This window comes from Lysobacter antibioticus (genome assembly GCF_001442535.1).
Lineage (GTDB): Bacteria > Pseudomonadota > Gammaproteobacteria > Xanthomonadales > Xanthomonadaceae > Lysobacter > Lysobacter antibioticus.
Genome location: NZ_CP013141.1, coordinates 2,426,661 through 2,443,931, shown reverse-complemented (window position 1 = coordinate 2,443,931; position 17,271 = coordinate 2,426,661). Strand labels below are relative to the sequence as shown.

At 68.8% G+C, this 17,271-nt stretch carries 15 protein-coding genes; 4 read left to right on the top strand and 11 right to left on the bottom strand.

Going from position 1 to position 17,271, the window contains the following annotated elements:
- Positions 1-17: 17 nt before the first annotated feature.
- The 5 genes from accB to cutA form a co-directional block, all read right to left on the bottom strand.
- Complete coding sequence (gene accB / locus GLA29479_RS09880; protein WP_057919153.1) at positions 18-500, bottom strand: acetyl-CoA carboxylase biotin carboxyl carrier protein; 483 nt, start codon at positions 498-500, stop codon at positions 18-20.
- 64 nt (positions 501-564) lie between these two features.
- The gene (gene aroQ / locus GLA29479_RS09875; protein WP_057971474.1) at positions 565-1,005 is read right to left on the bottom strand and encodes a type II 3-dehydroquinate dehydratase; all 441 of its coding nucleotides are present in this window, start codon (positions 1,003-1,005) and stop codon (positions 565-567) included.
- Positions 1,006-1,388: 383 nt separating this feature from the next.
- Positions 1,389-1,988, bottom strand: a complete 600-nt coding sequence (locus tag GLA29479_RS09870) for a TlpA family protein disulfide reductase (protein WP_082638480.1) — start codon at positions 1,986-1,988, stop codon at positions 1,389-1,391.
- A 9-nt stretch (positions 1,989-1,997) separates the two neighbouring features.
- Entirely contained in the window at positions 1,998-4,508 is a 2,511-nt protein-coding gene (locus tag GLA29479_RS09865) for a protein-disulfide reductase DsbD (RefSeq protein ID WP_057971473.1), read from the bottom strand.
- Entirely contained in the window at positions 4,505-4,846 is a 342-nt protein-coding gene (cutA, locus tag GLA29479_RS09860; protein WP_057971472.1) for a divalent-cation tolerance protein CutA, read from the bottom strand. The genes GLA29479_RS09865 and cutA overlap by 4 nt, the downstream gene beginning before the upstream one ends.
- 362 nt (positions 4,847-5,208) lie before the next feature.
- Here cutA and GLA29479_RS09855 point away from each other — a divergent pair, with 362 nt between their 5' ends.
- A complete protein-coding gene (locus GLA29479_RS09855; RefSeq protein ID WP_144436439.1) occupies positions 5,209-6,570 on the top strand; it encodes a virulence factor family protein in 1,362 nt (453 codons plus the stop codon).
- Here GLA29479_RS09855 and mprF read toward each other — a convergent pair.
- Both mprF and GLA29479_RS09845 read right to left on the bottom strand, forming a co-directional pair.
- Positions 6,513-9,176, bottom strand: a complete 2,664-nt coding sequence (mprF, locus tag GLA29479_RS09850; RefSeq protein WP_082638478.1) for a bifunctional lysylphosphatidylglycerol flippase/synthetase MprF — start codon at positions 9,174-9,176, stop codon at positions 6,513-6,515. The two genes, GLA29479_RS09855 and mprF, sit on opposite strands and share 58 nt — an antisense overlap.
- Before the next feature lie 372 nt (positions 9,177-9,548).
- Complete coding sequence (locus GLA29479_RS09845; protein WP_057971471.1) at positions 9,549-10,475, bottom strand: LysR family transcriptional regulator; 927 nt, start codon at positions 10,473-10,475, stop codon at positions 9,549-9,551.
- Positions 10,476-10,590: 115 nt separating this feature from the next.
- On the opposite strand from GLA29479_RS09845, the gene GLA29479_RS09840 reads away from it, so the two are divergent.
- Positions 10,591-11,601 carry a zinc-dependent alcohol dehydrogenase family protein gene (locus tag GLA29479_RS09840; protein ID WP_057971470.1) on the top strand — a complete coding sequence of 337 codons (1,011 nt, stop codon included), beginning with the start codon at positions 10,591-10,593 and terminating at the stop codon, positions 11,599-11,601.
- A 300-nt stretch (positions 11,602-11,901) separates the two neighbouring features.
- Here GLA29479_RS09840 and GLA29479_RS09835 read toward each other — a convergent pair whose 3' ends face one another.
- The 4 genes from GLA29479_RS09835 to GLA29479_RS09820 all read right to left on the bottom strand — a co-directional run bounded on the left by GLA29479_RS09835 (position 11,902) and on the right by GLA29479_RS09820 (position 15,717).
- Complete coding sequence (locus tag GLA29479_RS09835; protein ID WP_248842824.1) at positions 11,902-13,752, bottom strand: endonuclease; 1,851 nt, start codon at positions 13,750-13,752, stop codon at positions 11,902-11,904.
- 151 nt (positions 13,753-13,903) lie between these two features.
- A complete protein-coding gene (locus GLA29479_RS09830; protein WP_051884311.1) occupies positions 13,904-14,323 on the bottom strand; it encodes a helix-turn-helix transcriptional regulator in 420 nt (139 codons plus the stop codon).
- 518 nt (positions 14,324-14,841) lie between these two features.
- Entirely contained in the window at positions 14,842-15,216 is a 375-nt protein-coding gene (locus GLA29479_RS09825) for a cupin domain-containing protein (RefSeq protein WP_031370296.1), read from the bottom strand.
- A 252-nt stretch (positions 15,217-15,468) separates the two neighbouring features.
- Positions 15,469-15,717, bottom strand: coding sequence for a hypothetical protein (locus GLA29479_RS09820; protein WP_057919146.1), 249 nt, complete (start codon positions 15,715-15,717; stop codon positions 15,469-15,471).
- 93 nt (positions 15,718-15,810) lie between these two features.
- Here GLA29479_RS09820 and GLA29479_RS09815 point away from each other — a divergent pair, with 93 nt between their 5' ends.
- Together GLA29479_RS09815 and GLA29479_RS09810 are read left to right on the top strand one after the other, a co-directional pair.
- Entirely contained in the window at positions 15,811-16,644 is an 834-nt protein-coding gene (locus tag GLA29479_RS09815) for an AraC family transcriptional regulator (RefSeq protein WP_057971469.1), read from the top strand.
- Between the two features lie 227 nt (positions 16,645-16,871).
- Positions 16,872-17,159 (top strand): co-chaperone GroES, encoded by a 288-nt coding sequence (locus tag GLA29479_RS09810; protein WP_031370299.1) that lies wholly within the window; start codon positions 16,872-16,874, stop codon positions 17,157-17,159.
- The last annotated feature ends 112 nt before the right edge of the window (positions 17,160-17,271 follow it).

Below are 17,271 nucleotides of genomic sequence, written 5' to 3'. Positions count from 1 at the left end.
TCCCGTCGTGACCGGCTTCAGCCGATCACGAACAAAGGCTGATCGAACTCGATCGGCTGGCCGCTCTCGGCCATGACCTTGAGCACCGTGCCGGAGACGTCGGCTTCGATCGGGTTGAACATCTTCATCGCTTCGATGATGCCGAGCGTGTCGCCGGCCTTGACCGCCTGGCCGACGCTGACGAAGGAGGGCTTGTCCGGCGCCGGCGAGGCGTAGAAGGTGCCGACCATCGGCGCGCGCACGACGTGGCCGTCGGGCAGGTCGCTGCCGGGCTTGGCGCTGCCGCCGGTGGCCGCTTCGGTCGGCGAATGCATCGGCATGGCCGGGGCCGGGCGCTGCTCGGCGTAGGGCGCGGCCTGCATCTGCGGCGGCGCGTAGGCATAGCCGCCCTTCGGGGTGCGGGCCAGGCGGACGGATTCTTCGCCTTCCTTGATCTCGATCTCGGCGAGGTTGGATTCCTCGAGCAGGTCGATCAGTTTCTTGATTTTGCGCAGGTCCATGGAGCGGGCCTCTGGTTGGATCGTCGTTGCGGCCCGCGCGAACGCGGCCCGGGCTGGGTGGGTATCAGGTCGCCAGTCGCTTGATGGCGGCGTCGAGCGCGTAGCGGTAGCTGTCGGCGCCGAAGCCGCAGACCACGCCGACGGCGTGGTCGCTGAAATAGCTGTGGTGGCGGAACGGCTCGCGGGTGTGCGGGTTGGACAGGTGGATCTCGATGAACGGGATCGCCACCGCGGCCAGGGCGTCGCGCAGGGCGACGCTGGTATGGGTGAAGGCGGCCGGGTTGATCAGGATCATCGCCGTGCCGTCGGTGCGCGCCGCCTGGACCCGGTCGACCAGGACGTGCTCGGCGTTCGACTGCAGGCTGTCCAGGGCGTGTCCGGCGGCCTCGGCGTGCTCGCGCAGCCCGGCATCGATCTCGGCCAGGGTGGTGCGGCCGTAGACCTCCGGCTCGCGCGTGCCGAGCAGGTTGAGGTTGGGGCCGTGCAGGACCAGGAGCTTGGCCATTGGGACCGGACGGTTGCCTTCAAAGGGCGGCAGTTTGCGTGAAGGCCGGCCCGGTGTCCAGAAGTTGCCCGCCAAATCGGCGAAGTTGCCGCGATTTAAGCGGTTGTTTGAGTGGCGACTCTAGAATGCCGGCACGTTCGCCGGCGTCGCCGTGTTTTCGTGACCGGATCGGCGCATTTGCCGGCACGACGGCGATTCTGGGGCTGGTCCCCGGAGACCATTCGAGCACGATCGGGCCGGGCAAGCCGGTAACCCGTTGGCGGAATCGGCGCTTGCCGGTCGCTCGCGGCTGGCGCGGCTAGCCGACGATCGGCGAGTTTTCGCGGAGGTTGCCGCCGCGAGGTGGCGCGGGCATGACAGCCCGGTTTCGGCCCGGAGCGGGCTCAGTCGACCCAGCCCTCAATCTCGCCGTCCTCGAACGGGCCGATCCGCTGCTTGATCAGCTTGCCGTCGGCGCCGATCAGCACGGTATACGGCAGCACGCCCTTGAGGTTGCCGAGGCGGACGCCGGCATCGCGCGGGCCGGGGGCGTCGAGCAGGATCGGGTAATCCACCGGCACCCGCTGCAGAAAGGCGGCGACGTCCCCGGCGTTGTCGAGGGCGATGCCGACCACTTGCGTGCCTTGGCCGCCCTGGGCCTTGGCGTAGCGGTTGAGCTCGGGCATTTCCTTGATGCAGGGCCCGCACCAACTGGCCCACAGGTTGATCATGATCGGCCGGCCGGCGTAGGCCTGCGGCAATTGTGTCGGGGCGCCGTCCAGGCCGGGCAGGGTGATCGGCGGCATCGCTTGGCCGCGGCTCGCCACCGCCAGGTCGGCCGGCGGCTTGGGCGCGCCGCTGACCATGCGGTCTTGCAGGAAACGCTGGCCGAGTTCGGTGCGCATCAGCCAGCCGCCCCCGCCGACGAACTGCCCGGCGAGCAGGCCGAGCGCGCCCGCGCCGAGCGCCAGGGCGACGAGTTTGACGGTCGAGGAGATCGCCATGGCCCGGCCTCAGCGCGTCGCGGCACGTGCGCGCTGCGCGCGTTCGGCGAAGGCCGGGGCCTTCTCGTAGCCGAACAAACGCAGCTCGCGGCGCTCGGCGCCGGCGACGAAGTACAGGGTCGCCGGCGGGCCGATGATCTCCAGCCGCTTCATCAGCGCCTGGTCGATCTCGTCGTTCGCGGTCACGTCGACTTTCAGCAGGACGAAGCCCTTCAGCGCCTCATGGACCTGCGGTTCGGGGAAGGTGTACTTCTCCATTTCCTTGCAGGCCACGCACCAATCGGCATAGAAGTCGAGCATCAGCGGCTGGCCGGAAGCCTGCGCGGCGGCGATCTCGCGGTCGAGGTCGGCGCCGGACTTGATCTTGCGGAACGGCAGCTCGGCGCCGTGCGCGGCGTTGCCGCCACGCAGGCCGGCCAGCGGCTGCAGCGGGTCGTCGCTGCCGGCGAGGGCGCCGAAGACCTGCGCTGCGCCGGCCAGGCCCAGCAGCAACGCCAGCAGCCAGGCGAACGCGCGCAGGCCTTGTCCAAGCGTCTTGCCACCGGCTGCCAGCGCGATCATCACCGCGGCGCCGAGCAGCAGCGCGCCCCACAGCGCCAGCGTCACCGGGCCGGGCAGGATGCGCGAGAGCATCCACACCGCCATGCCGATGAAGATCAGGCCGAACGCGCGCTGCACCGCGACCATCCATGGGCCGGTGGTCGGCAGGCCCTTGCCGGCGGCGACGCCGAACACGATCAAGGGCGCGCCCATGCCCATGGCGAGCGCGAACAAGGCCGCGCCGCCGAACACCGGGTCGCGGGTCTGGCCGATGTACAGCACCGCGGCGGCGAGCGGCGGCGCCACGCAGGGGCCGACGATCAAGGCCGACAACGCGCCCATGCTGGCGACGCCGAGCCAGGAGCCGCTGCGCTGGCGATTGCTGGCCTCGCTGAGGCGGCTGCGCAACGCATGCGGCAACTGCAGCTCGTACAGGCCGAAGCTCGACAGCGACAGCACCACGAACAGCAGGGCGAACAGCACGATCACCCACGGCGTTTGGAAGGCGATCTGCAGATTGGCGCCGGCCAGGCCGGCGACGATGCCGGCGAGGGTGAACACCACGGCGCTGGCCAGCACGTAGACCAGCGACAGCGAGAACGCACGGCGCGCGCTCAGCCCGGGGCCCTGGCCGACGATCAGGCCTGACAGGATCGGCACCATCGGCAACACGCAGGGCGTGAACGCGAGCAGCAGGCCGAAGCCGAAGAAAGTCAGCAGCGCCCAATAACGGTTGGCGCCCTTGAGCGAGGCGGCGAGCAGGCTGTCTTCGGCCTGCGGCGCGGCCGCGTCCGAAGGATTCGTCGCGGGTGTTTGCGCGTCGTTGGCGGGTGCCAGGCTGGCTGCGTCGGTGGCGGGCGTTGCGTCGCTCGCGGCCGTGCCGACGGCGGATGCATCGCCGGCGATGTTCGCGGTGTTCGTTTGCGTCGATGCTGCAGCGGTTGCAGGCAATACAGAGGTTGCAGCGGCCGTCGTGCCGGCGGCCGGTTCAGTCGGCGCGGCCACGCTCGCCGCCACGGTGCCGCGCGGCAGATCCAAGGTCACTTTGCGCGTCATCGGCGGATAGCAGATGCCGTCGGTCTGGCAGCCCTGGAAGTTCGCGGTCAGGGTCAGCTTGGCGGCGTCGGCGTGCTTGCGCAGCAGCGGCAGCGGCACGTCGATCTGGTCGAAGAACACGGTGACGTCGCCGAAATGCTCGTCGCGGTGCGCGGTGCCGCGCGGCCACTGCGGTTTGCCGGTGGCGATCGCGGCCAGGTCGGTCTTCAGCGAGGTCTTGTCGCGATACAGGTAATAGCCGCGCGCCGGGGTGAAGCGCAGCAGCAGGGTGTTGCCGTCGCTGACGATGGCCTCGAAGCCGAAAGCCTGTTCCGGCGGCAACGGCAAGGCATCGGTGCCGGCGTTGGCGGCCGAGGGCGCGCCGAGCGGGCTGCTGCCGAGCAGCGGATTGGCACCGCCGCGCGGGCCGAACGACACCAGCGGCGCGGCGGCCGGGGCGGCATCCATCGCCGCTGCGGCGGGCGCAGCCAGCGCCACGTTGACGGTGCGGGTCTGCGGCGGGTAGCAGATGCCGGCGTCGGCGCAGCCCTGGTATTTGACGGTCAACTTGGCGCTGCCGGCCTTGGCCTGGCCGGGCAGGGTGGCGACGATGCGGTCGCGATAAGTTTCGACGTCGCCGAAGAACTCGTCCTTGTAGGCCTTGCCCTTCGGCAACTGCAGCGCCTGCGCGGCGAAGCCGGCGTCGCTCTTGACCGAGATGCGGTGCTTATAAAGGTAATAACCCGGCGCGACCTTCCACGACACCGCGATGCGGTCCGCGCCGCTGGCCTCGGCCGCGAGCACGAAGGCCTCGTCGACCGGCAGCAGGTCTTTTTCGTCGACCGCGAGCGCCGGCGCGGCGAATAGCGCGGCCAGGCTGGCGAGGGTGAAGGCGAGGGCGGCGCCGGCGCGCGGGCGCCGACCGGGAAGCAGGTCGTCAGTCATCGGTCTCGGGTCTGTTCGGCCACCCAGTGCAGATACGGGTCGAGGCCGTCTTGGACTTCGACCACCAATGCCTCCGGCAGTTCATACGGATGCAGCTCGGCGATCCGTTTGAGCACGGCCGAGGCCAGGGCGGGGGTGGTCTTGATCAGCAACTGGACTTCGGTCGCGTGTTCGATGCGGCCTTGCCAGCGATAGGTCGAGCGCACGCCCGGCCAACGGCTTACGCAGGCGGCGAGCCGTTCCTCGACCAGGGCCAATGCGATGGCGTCGGCCGTGGCCTCGTCGGGGCAGGTGCTGAGCACCAGCCTCGGCAGCGGGGTGGAGTCGGTGAGGGACATCCGGGCAAGTGTAAGGCCGCCGCCGGGACCGGCCTAACCCGAAGCGTGCCGGATCGGGCCGGATCGGTACCGGAGCAGTGCCCAATAGGGCCGGAAATCCGCCGGCGTCACAGAAAGCGTCGCTCTTGCAGCCGCTGAGTCCGATCCCATCGCGGAGGCAATGGGCCGTCCAAGCGCCCTGGCTCCTTCCAACGTTCCCCCCTTTGGAAAAGGGGCAGGGGGATTTGCTCTTAGCCGAATCCGCCCAGCCCATCCAACCCTGGTGGTATAAGCCGTGCATCCAGGAGGTGCAGCGCGTGCCTATAACGATTCCTGCCAGGTGGGTCCTGTCTCTAACGCTGATCGCTGCGTCCTGCACAGCGATGGCGGCGCCAACGGCGACGACGGCCGCGCCTGCGCTCGCGCGCAGCGTGTCCCACGGCCGCTTCCAAAACATCCCGGTGCGTCTGCCCTCCGGCGAAGCGCAGCGCTTCGTGCTCTGGTTCGCCGATGGGCTCGATGCGGCGCAACGCAAGGCGCGCATCGACGCCTTGGTCGCCGATGGCGCGATGGTTGCGACCGTCGACGTTGCCGCGCTCGAACGCGAGTTACGCGAGGACGGCGGCGCCTGCGCGGTCTCTTCCGGCGATGTCGAGAACTTCTCGCGTTTCGTGCAGGCCTATTACCGTTTGTCGACCTACCGCCTGCCTTTGTTGCTCGGCGATGGCGAGGGCGCCGCTTTGGCGTATGCGATCGCCGCGCAGGGCGGCGCGACGCTGTTCGCCGGCGCGGTCGCGGTCGATTTCTGCCCGCGCCTGGCTCTGCCGCGCGCATTGTGTCCATCCGGCGCCTTGAAGCTGGTGACGGCTCGCGACGGACGTTCGGCGCAGTTGCAGCCCTCGGCGTTGTCGTTGCCCTGGTTGGTCGCCGCCGCGCGCACGGGACGCCACGATGCGCAGTGCCCGAAGGCGGCGAGCGATGCTTTCGTTGCCGCGATCCCGCAGGCGCGTCGTTTCGCCCGCGATGCGCGCGGCGATGCCACGCCGGGCCTGCGCGCGGCCTTGCTCAGCCTCGGTGCGCAAGGCCATGTCAGCGCGCCGTTGCCGCCGGCCGATCTGAAGGGCTTGCCGCTGACCGAGGTCGCTGCAAGCGGCGGCGGCCACCGCGACAGCTTCGCGATCTTCGTTTCCGGCGACGGCGGTTGGGCCGGTTTCGACCAGAGCGTGGCCGAACGCTTGGCGAAAGCCGGCGTGCCGGTAGTAGGCATCGACTCGCTGCGCTATTTCTGGAGCCCGCGCACGCCGCAGGGCTTCGCCGCCGACCTCGATCGCATCGTCCGCTACTACCGCGCTCAGTGGCGGCGCCCGCGCGTGCTGTTGATCGGGTTCTCGCAAGGCGCCGACGTATTGCCGGCGGCCTACAACCGCTTGCCGTCGCCGACCCGCGAGGTGATCGCCCTGACCACGTTGATCTCGGTGGGCGAGAAAGCCGAATACGAGTTCCATCTTAGCAATTGGATCGGCAGCAGCGACCGAGGCCTGCCGATCGCGCCGGAAATCGCGCGCATGCCGGCGGTGCGCACGCTATGCCTGTACGGCGCCGACGACGGCGATGCCTTGTGTCCGAAGTTGCCGGCGGCCGCCGCACGGACCGAGAAACTGCCGGGCGATCACCACCTCGACGGCGACTACGACGGCGTCGCCGCGCGCGTGTTGTCGGCCGCCGGTATCGCGCCGGGTTCCTGAGCCTCGGGCGCGCGGGTCGGGAAACGCGCGATGCGATGCTCGCCGTCGTCGTGCCGGCGCGGGTCGAGCGAGATCAGGCGGGTGACATCGATCAACGCCGCCGGCAGATGCATACCGCCGGGCGCGGCGAGGTAGCGCGTGCGCCAGACCGGATCGTACTTGGCCTTGAAGCGGCGCAGGCCGACGAAGCCGTAGAAGCGTTCGCCGTGGCGCGCGACTAGGTTGGCGAAGCGGTTCCAGCGCCCGGCGAGGCGATGCTGCGACAGCCCCGACAAGGGTGCCATGCCGAGCGAGAAACGCTCGTAGCCGTGTTCGCGGCCCCAGCCCAGCAACTCGGCGAACAGAAAATCCATCGTGCCCTTAGGCGCGGCCTCGCCGTGGCGCATCAGGTCGACCGACAGCTCGCGGCCGTTGCTGGCGTTCCACAGATTGGCGAAGGCGACGATGCGGCCTTCCTGTTCGACCAGGGCGACGGGCAAACGTTGCAGATAGCCGGCATCGAAGTGGCCGAGCGAGAAGCCTTTCTCTTCGCCGGATTTGTGTTCCAGCCAATCCTCGGAAATCTCCGCGAGCACCGGCAGCAAGGCTTCGACCTCGTCGGCCGGGGCGATGCGGAAGCTCAGCCCGGCGCGCTTGCCGCGGTTCCAGGCCTGGCGCAGTTCGGCGCGGGTTGATCCCTGCAGGCTGAAATCGGTCAGCGGCACCAGGGCTTCCTCGCCGAGCTTGACCAGGGTCAGGCCGAGGTCGAGGTAGGTCTGCCAATGCTGCTCGCCGACCTGGTAGAACACCGGCCGCATGCCGAGCCGGTCGGCTTCCTCGCGAAAACGCCAGATCAGCGCACGCGCCACCTCGGGCGGCCCGACCGGGTCGCCCATCGCGATCAGCGAACCGCCGTAGCGCTGCATCATCGCGAAGCCGCGTTGCTGGGCATCGAGCAACAAGGCCTTGTCGCCGGTCAGGGCCAGATGCGCCTGGCTGTCGTCGGCCTGGGCGAGGATCGGCCGGATCGCCGCGAGCTCGGCATCGCTCGCCGCCGGCAGCGGCGCGCGCGCCGCATGCAGCAAGCGCGCCAGGCCGAACGCGATCACGGTGACGCTGACTAGCAGCATCGCGCGCAAGGCGCGCGGCGCGTTGCTCGATACCAGGAATTCCCACCAAAGCTCGTTGCGGTATTCGACGTGGCTGTAGGCGAAGAACAGCAGCCAGATCGCGGCGATCAGCACCAGGCCGAGATTGCGCAGCCAGCGCCACGACCAGGCTTCGTCGAGCAGGGCGCCTTCGCGATAGAACTCGCGCCGCGCCGCCCACAAGGCGACCGCCACCAACGGCGGCGCAAGGGCCAGGCTGAGGTGGCCGCCGCGCAACCAGGTCGGCAAGGGCAGCACGATGCACACGGCCAGCGCCAGCGCCCACGCGGTATGGCTGCGGCGTTGCAGGCCCTGGCCGATCAACAGCAGGCCGACGCCGCCCAGGCTGGCGAGCAATTGCGAGGTCTCGATCAAGGGCAGTGGCGCACCGGCCAGACGATGACGCGGTTTCGGCAAGGTGCCGTCGAGGATCAGCGCGGCGCCGAGCACGAACGCGGCGAGCGCGATCACGTGCGGCAACCACGGCCGGATCGCGAGCCAGGCGGTACGCAGGGCGCCGGCGCGCGCCGCGACCGGCCCGCGTACGGCGCCGATCATGCCGACCACGGTCGCCAAGACCAGCGGCAAGGCGTAATAGGTGATCCGATAGGCCAGCGCCGCCGCCAGCAGGCTTGCCGGCGCGACCCCCGGCAACAGTTTAAGCAGGCTCCACTCGAACACGCCGATGCCGGCGGGCACGCTCGACAGCAGGCCGGCGACCACCGCGACCAGATACAGACCCACGAAACCGATGAAGTCGGTGCCGGCGATCGGTGTAAGCAGGACGTACAGCGCGCTGCCGGCCAGGGCCAGTTCGACCACGCTCAAGGCGGTCACTTCGAGCACGGTGCGGCGATCGGGCAACCACAGGGCATGGCCACGCAAGCGCAGGGTGCGGCCGTTGCGCCCGACCGCGAACAGCAGACCGACGAAGGCGAGCGCGATCGCCGCGCCGATGGCGCGGATCGCCGGCTCGCCGAGCGGCAGCAACAACGCCGCCGGCGCCGGCTCGAACATCAGCGCGCAGGCCAGCAACACCCAGGCGCCGAACACGAAGCCGAGCGTGCTCATCAACACCACTTGGCCGATGTCGGCCAGCGACAGACCGGCCGCGCCGTAGCCGCGCAAACGCACCGCGCCGCCGGTCAGCGCGGCGAAACCGAGCGTGTGGCCGACCGCATTGGCGAGGAAGGCGGTGACGACCAGGCGCAGCGGTTTGACCTTGCTCGCATTGCGGCGCAGACCGATCGCGTCGAAACCGACCAGGCAGGCATAGCTGGCCAGGCCGAGCAGGAAGGCCAGGACGATGCGCCGGTCTTCCAATTGCGCGAAGGCATGGCGGATCGAACGATAGCCCTGCTCGCTGAATTCGCCGGCGAGCGCATGCAGGGCCAGGGCGAGGATCGCCAGGCTGGCCAGCATCGACAGCGCGCGGCGCCAGGAGCTGGAGGTCGTTGCGACGGGAGTCGGCGGAGTCATCGGCGGGCCGTGGGAGCGATGAGCCAGCTTTCAGCAAACGGCGCGAAAGCGGAATGAGGGACCGGGCTTGGAGTGGGGCGGGGGCGGTTGGTTCCGGACTCGAAGGCAGGAGCAAATCCCCCCTGCCCCCTTTTTCAAAGGGGGGAATCCTTCGAGTGGGTGGTCGGGGACTGGAGGTTTCGTTTTTCTGCACCTGCACCTGCTCTTGGTTCGGCGGCGAGTTGGGGCCGACTACGCGATACCGACATAAGCACGGCCCACCATCGCCCCCTTCGACGAAGGGGGCGAGCGCCCGGCGTAGATTCGATGCCGATGCAGAACCTCAGCGCGGGGGATTTGCTCTGTCCGAAACGATCCCGCGGGGCTCAGCCATCATTCGCGCCCGGCAATCACCCGGTCCCACACCGCCGGCTCGCCGATCGTCGCTTCGACGAAGTCGATGAAGGCCTCGACCTTGCGCGGCCGGTAGTCGCGGCTCGGGTACACGGCATAGATGCCGATCGGCAGCAGGCTCCAGTCCGGCATTACTTCGACCAGGCGTCCGCTGGCGAGCTCATCGGCGACGGCGAAGGTCGCGGTCTGCAGGATGCCGCGGCCGTGCACGGCGGCATCGACCAGCGGCACGCCGTAGTTCGCTTTCAAGCGGCCCCGCACCGGTACGCGCAGCGGTTCGCGCTCGCGGTGGAATTCCCAGGTCGGGGTGTCGCGGAACAAGGTGTAGTGCAGGCAGTCATGGTCGATCAGTTCGGCTGGCGTGCTCGGTGCGCCGTGCCGCGCCAGGTAATCGGGCGAGGCCACCAGAATCCGCCGCGTCTGCGCGATGCGGCGCGCGACCAGGCGCGAATCGCTGAGCGCGCCGATGCGGATCGCGGCGTCGAAGCCGGCGCCGATCAGGTCGACGAAGCGGTCGTCGAACTGCAGGTCCAGGTCGATGCCGGGCCAGCGCTGCAGGAAGGCCTCGACGTGCGGCATCACGTACAAACGGCCGAAATTCATCGGCAGCGATACCCGCAGTTCGCCGCGCGGCTGCGCCGACAGGTCGTGCACGCGTTCGCCGGCGGCGAGGATCTGCGCCAACGCCGGTGCGACTTGGGCGTAGTAGTTGCGTCCGGACTCGGTCAGGCTCAGCCGCCGGGTCGAACGGTTCAGCAGCTTGGCGCCGAGCCGGGCCTCCAGGGTGTTGAGCCGGCGGGTGATCGCCCCCGGCGTGACCTGCAGTTGCCTGGCCGCGGCGGTGAAGCTGCCGTGCTGGAGGATGGCCTCGAAGGCCTCGAGTTCGGAATAGAGCCCGCCGATCATTGTTGAGACATCCTCAATGATGAGTTGCCATCGCGATCCTATATCAGCAAGTGACTCAACAATAGTCTGGGCATCCCCCCCCGGCCGGTCCGCGGACCGGCAACGGAGAACCACGATGGATGCCTACCAACTCCAGGGTCACAGCCTCGACAGCCTGCGCCGCGTCGACTTGGCCGAACCCCAGCCCGGCCCGGGCCAAGTCCGGATCCGCGTCGCCGCGGCCTCGGTCAATTACCGCGATTACGCCCTGGCCACCGGCCGCTATCAGCCGGAACTGCCGCGGCCGTTCGTGCCGCTGTCCGACGGGGTCGGCCGCATCGAGGCGGTCGGCGACGGCGTCGAGGGCTTCGCGCCCGGCGATCGCGTGCTCGGCCACTACACCACCGGCTGGATCGACGGGCCGTTCAAGTCGGCGAACCACCTCAGCAAACTCGGCGGCCCGCTGGATGGCTGGCTCGCGCGGCAGGTCGTGCTGTCGGCCGATGCCATCGTGCGTGCGCCGGAATTCCTTGGCGACGAAGCGGCTTCGACCTTGCCGGTGTCCGGCCTCACCGCCTGGAGCGCGCTGCAACGCATGCAACTGCGCCCCGGCGCCAGCGTGCTGGTGCAGGGCACCGGCAGCGTGTCCCTGATGGCTTTGCAACTCGCGGTCGCGCGCGGCGCCGAGGTGATCGCGACCACCAGCGATGCCGGCAAGGCCGAGCGTCTGCGCGCGCTCGGAGCGCGCGCGGTGATCGATTATCGGCAACGTCCCGATCTGGTCGCGGCGGTGCGCGAACTCACCGACGGCCGCGGCGTCGACGGCATCGTCGACGTGGTCGGCGGCCCGCAGTTCCTCGAACTGTTGCAGGCGGCCGCCGACAACGCCCACATCGCGGTGATCGGCTTCCTGCACGGCATGCAGGTCGAGGGCAATCTGATCGGCCCGATCATGGCGCGCCAGCTCAACATCCATGGCATCAGCGTGGGCAGCCTGCGCGATTTCGAGGGCTTTCTGGCCGATGTCGAACGGCATCGCATCGAGCCGGTGGTCGGCGCGCGCTACGGTTTCGACGACGGCGCCGCGGCGATCGCTTCGATGGCCGGCGCGCGCGAGATCGGCAAGCCGGTGGTGGTGTTCGATTGAGCTTCGTAAGCTCCGCGCGGAAATCCACCGGACTTTCGTGCGAGGACACTTGAGGTCTCGACGGCCCGGCCAGGGCGCACCGCGCCCTGGCGTTCATGGATGCGCGAGCCGGTGGCTCGCAAGCGCATCCATTCACCCCCGCCTGCGCGGGGATGACGGTAGGCGGGTTGCGACCCATACGGCCACACGGTCAATACCGGGTAGTGCAAGCAAGCGTTCTGCCAGGCACTGCGATTTCTGTTCCCCAGAAAAACGAACGCCCGCAGAAGCGGGCGTTCGTCGTTGCCTGTTAGGTCGCGATCAGGGAATCAGCTGGCAGCTCGCCGGCTTGGCCGAGTTGAACAGCGAGGCGGTGGCCCACTCCGGGTGATCGATGAAGGGGTTGCGGTTGCCCTGGAAGCTGAAGATCACTTCGTTGCGCGCCAGTTCGGCGGCATCCGGCGGGTCGGCCTGGTGCCACGACAGCAGCGTGGTCAACAGACCCATGTAGGCCGGCGAGGAGGAGGTGATGACGATCTTGCTGCGGTCGTCGGTCAGCTCCAGGTCCGGTTCGCTCTGGCCGTTGTTCGGATCGGTGCCGCCTTCGTAGCGGATGGCCATGTACAGCACCGCGCGCGCCATGTCGCCCTTGCGCTTGCCCCAGACCTGGAACGAACCGGCGTTGCCGTCGGGCGTCTTGAACCAGTTCGAGTTGCCCGGATACACGCCGCTGCCGCCGCCGCTGCCGTTGTTGACCTCGGTGACGCGCTCGCCGCAACCGCTCGACAGCGAGCAGTCGGCGAAGGGCTTGTTGCCGCGGTCGGCGTTATAGCCGGCATCGGTGAGGTACAGCATGTGGGTGTCGGTGTAGGGCGCGTACGGCAGGCCGAGATTACCGGTGGCCGAACCGAAGCCGAGCGAGTTCGGCCAGGTGTGTTCGCGGTTGTACTTCACGCCGCTGCCGCTGCCGGCGCGGTCGGTGACCTTGACGAAGCTGCGGTTCTTGTAAGCGTCGAGGATGCGGCCGGCGTTGTTGGGATCTTCGTCGGCGATTTCCAGGATCGTCCAGGCGTTGGTGGTGCCGCCGCTGTACGGATAGACGGTGTGGCCCTTGATCGTCGCGTGCAGCGAGCAACGCAGCTGGCTGGCGCTGCTGGTGTTGACGTGCGAGTAATAGCCGGTGCCGCCACCGCCGCCGCTGAGGACGGTGAAGTTGGCGACGGTGTTGGCCGCCGGATGCGCGCCGCCGGCGTCGCTGACCTGGCTGGCCACGACCGTGAAGGTGCAGCTTTCGCCGGCGTGCAGGGCGGTGCCGGTGGAGGCGGTGATGGCGGTGCCGCTGGACGGATAGGTCAGGGCGACCGTGCCGGAGGTCGCGCACTGCAGGGTCAGCGCGCCGCTGGCCAGGGTCACCGCTTCGCTGAAGTTCGCGATCAGGTCGCCGGCGGCCGGGAAATTGCTCGCGCCGTTGCTCGGCGTGGTCGAGGTCACGCTCGGCGGCGTGTTCGGCGTCGAGGTGGTGAAGCTCTGGCCGTTGTTGCAGGCGCCGAAGGTCTGGGTCGCCGAGTTCTGCCAGGCGAACTGCGAGTAGGCGCTGCCGCTGCCCGACAGCTGCAGCGAGGTGCCGGCCGCTGTCGAACCGGACTCCGACACCGGCAGGTTGGTGCTGGTGCGGCCCGAGGCGGGGCCGCCGCTGGCGGTGATCTGGCCTTCGTAGCTCAGGAACTGGACCACGTTGCCGCTGCCGTCGACCAGCGCGAAGCCGTCGTTGGAACCGTTCTGGATGCCGTTGGTGGGATAGCTCAGCGTCGCGATGCGCACGCTGCCGCCGCAGGTGACGACGCTGCCGGCCGGCACGAGGTCGTTGTCGTAGGTCACCGCCGACGAGGGCGAGCTGCCGTTGTACAGATAGACGCGGTAGTTGCTCAGCGTTTCGCCGGCGGTCGCGACGATCTCGATGCGCTCGCCGACATCGCCGGCGGAGGTCGCATCGTCGTAATGGAATTCGTTGATGAAGACGGCGGCCGAGGCCAGCGACGGCAACAGGGCGCAGACCGCCAGGGCCAGGCGCGCGGCTTGGCGCGGCAGGGCGGGGCGCGGACTTGCGGGGTGAGGGCGTGCGGGGTGTGAACAGTGCAGGGCGGTGGATCGGCCACGAACGGACATCGGCATCGAACGGCTCCTTATGTATTGACGACGCGTGCGTGCGGAACGACGCGGTCGATGCACCCTCCCCGGGCGCATCCGGTCGAGTCTAGTCGGGGTTTATGACATCGCCCGCTGCCCTGCGTCACGGTTCGCGCCCGGACTTGCGACGGGCTTCTCAGGTCGTTGTGCGCTTGCCGCCGCCGGCGACCGAGCGCGCCGGCCGGCCGGTGCGCAGTTCGGCCATCTGTTCGACGACTTCGACCAGCGGTGCCTTGGCGCGTGTGGGCGCCTCGCGGAAGGCCAGGATCAGGCGCAATTCCAGCGGGTCGTCGATCAGCAAGGCCTCCGCCGCGGCGACCGAGTCCATCGCCGTGTCCAGCGACAGGCTCATCTTGCCGCGCCCGGTCGCCAGCCACTCGAACTGCACCCCGGTCACCAGGGCCAGTTCGCGCAGGTGGGCGACGCTCGGGAATTTGCTTTGCGCCGACTCCCAATGACCGACCGCGCTGCGTTGCACCCCGACCGCGGCCCCGAGCGCGGCTTGTGATAGTCCGGCGTGACGGCGGGCGAGGCGGATGCGCTGTTGCGGCGTCATATGACAGTTCCTGACAGGTTTGAGGCCGATATCACACGTTCAGCTACTGATAGTCACCAGGTGATCGATAGTCGCATCAGCCAGTGCGTTTACGCTGTCGTGTCGTATCAGTAGGTCTATTTATTACAATGACTTAGGCCGATAAGCAATCATGAGCGCTACCGAAAGTAGCGTAATTTCCGGTCGCGCTCCCTAGCAACCGTAGCGTGGACTTTGGAATATGGCCGCACGCCGATAAGGACTTCGGAAAGACAAGAGGTCGGTTCGGGGGGAGGGCGCCGGATAGCGCCATGCAGAGGACAGGCCATCTCCGCACCAAAGAGCGCGTTCCACGGGACGCGCTCTTTTCTTTTATGGCGTCGGGTCTTCGGCGTCGACACCGAATCGTCCGGCCGGAGCGGCCGTGAGCATCGGTAGCGGCAACCGCGATCGAGCGGTGATGCGTCCATCGATGACGCCTCGGTTGCCAGGTCATCGCGCTCGCGGGTCATCTCGTCGATAGCCCTGGTTGCGCCGGCTCAGCCCAAGGGGCGCAGTTGCTCGTCGAGCGAACGGGTCTTGTCGGTGACCACGTCGCCGGTGTGCAGGGTGGTCTTGCGCTCGATCAGCATCAGATGGCATTCCTCGTCGGCGATGGGGTTGTGGCGCACGCCCTTGGGCACGACGAACATCTCGCCCTCGCCGAGTTCGACCTTGCGGTCTTCCATCTCGATCACCAGCCGGCCCTTGAGTACGAGGAACAACTCGTCCTCGTCGGCATGGCTGTGCCAGGCCAACTGCCCCTGCACACGGGCGACCTTGATGTAGGCGTCGTCGACTTCGGCGACCACGCGCGGCGACCAGAACTCGGTCAGCGAAGCGGCGATCTGTTTCGGTGAGGTCACGGATGACATGCGGCGGTCCTGGCTATGGCGGGGATGGCTGCAGTCTAGGACGCGGCGCGGTGCGGCGCGCGGCAGGGAAGTCATGGTCGGCGTGGAATGTCGGGCACCGCAGTGACGCGGCAGGCGGAGCGATCACGGTCGCGGCTCGCGCCGCTCCTACCCTTAAAGCAACGTCGCTGCTCTTGGGTAGGAGCGGCGCAAGCCGCGACCGCGAATCCTCAGGTGCGACGAAACCTCGGTCGGCCTGCGTTACCGCCATCCTCACCCAAGCCTCGCAACCAACACGCGCAACCGTGGGTCGCGAATCTCCAACACCTCGAACAGACCCAACGCGCGCAAGGCCGGCAGCGCCTCGACGATATGCCGTTCGGCCTGCGCACGCGCATCGGCATCGCCATCCGACCATACCCGCGCATTGGCGAGAAACGCACCGACCGATCCTTTGCGGACGAGGACGCCGTCGATGCGGGTGTGGTCGAGATGGTCGGGCAACAAGTCTTCGGCTCGCATGGCGCGGCTCCGTTCGGGATGAGGCGACCATGCTGGGTTCGGCGCCGGCGCTCTGCTACGTTGCCCCGGCCATTCGATAGCGCGTTCCAGCCAATGTCCGACCCTCTGCTCGCCGCGCTCCGCGCCGATTCCGCCGACGGACCGGTGGTGATCGCGGTGACGATGACCAGCGCCGGCGTGCGCGACACCGCGGCGCATCGGCATGCGCGCGGGCAATTGTTCGGTGCGCACCGCGGCCTGCTGACGGTCGGCACCGCGCAGGGGCGCTGGGTCGTGCCGGCCACCGACGCGGTGTGGGTGCCGCCGCAGGCCGAGCATTCGCTGCGCTCGCACGGCGCCGCTTTCTCCGGCTGGAGCGTCTACGTCGCCGGGTCCGCCTGCGCAGCGCTGCCGGCCCGGGCCTGCGCCCTGCGCGTGTCCGGCCTGTTGCGCGAGGCGGTCGCGCGCGCCGCGCAATGGCCGGACGCGGCGCCCCTGGATCCGGCCCAGACCCGGCTCGCCCAGGTGCTGCTCGACGAGATCGCTCCGGCCGGGCCCGCTCTGGGCGGGTTCGCACTGAGCGGGCTCGCGGACCCGGCGCAGCGGCCGATCGGCTTGCCGATGCCGTCCGATCCGCGCCTGCTGCGCGTCGCCCAGGCCCTGGCCGACGATCCGGCCGACCCGCGCAGCCTGGCCGACTGGGCCGAGTTCGCGCACCTGTCCGAGCGCAGCCTGAGCCGGCGCTTCGCCGCGCAGACCGGCCAAAGCCTGCTGCAATGGCGGCAGCGCGCGCGCTTGATGCGGGCGCTGGAGCGCCTCGCCGCCGGCGATGCGGTCACCGCGATCGCCCTGGACCTGGGCTACGACAGCGTCAGCGCCTTCATCGCCATGTTCCGGCGCAGCCTCGGCGCCACCCCGGCCGCCTATCAGAAGCGACTGGGGACCTGAGCGCTCGGGCCGAGGACGGCTGCCCGAGCGGGCCCGCCCCCCGGCCTGTCATCGACCGGTGCCAGGATTTCGTCGCCCACCCCTTGAAAGGCTCCCGGGACCGCCTCATTTAGCGTGCAGTCCCGGTTCGTCCGGGCGCTTTTGTCCCCGGCGTTGGCACTCTCCGGGGGCGACTGCTAAAATTCCCGTCCTTTCTCCACCCATTCAAGCACTTACAGAGGGTTGCCATGAATCTCAAGCCGCTTTACGACCGCGTTGTGGTCAAGCCGATCGAAGCCGACGAAATCTCGGCCGGCGGAATCATCATCCCCGACGCCGCCAAGGAAAAGTCGACCAAGGGTGAAGTCGTCGCCATCGGCGAAGGCAAGGCCCTGGACAACGGCAGCGTGCGCGCGCCGAAGCTCAAGGTCGGCGACAAGGTCATCTACGGCCAGTACTCGGGCAGCTCCTACAAGCAGGACGGCGTCGAATACAAAATCCTCAAGGAAGACGACGTCCTCGCGATCGTCGGCTGATCGGGCGGGAGTCGGGAACAGGGGATCGGGAATCGGCAAGCGCTTGCGCTGCCTCCCGGGTTTCCGTCCCGACTCCGTAATGCGCTCTCTCGATTCCCTATTCCCCATTCCC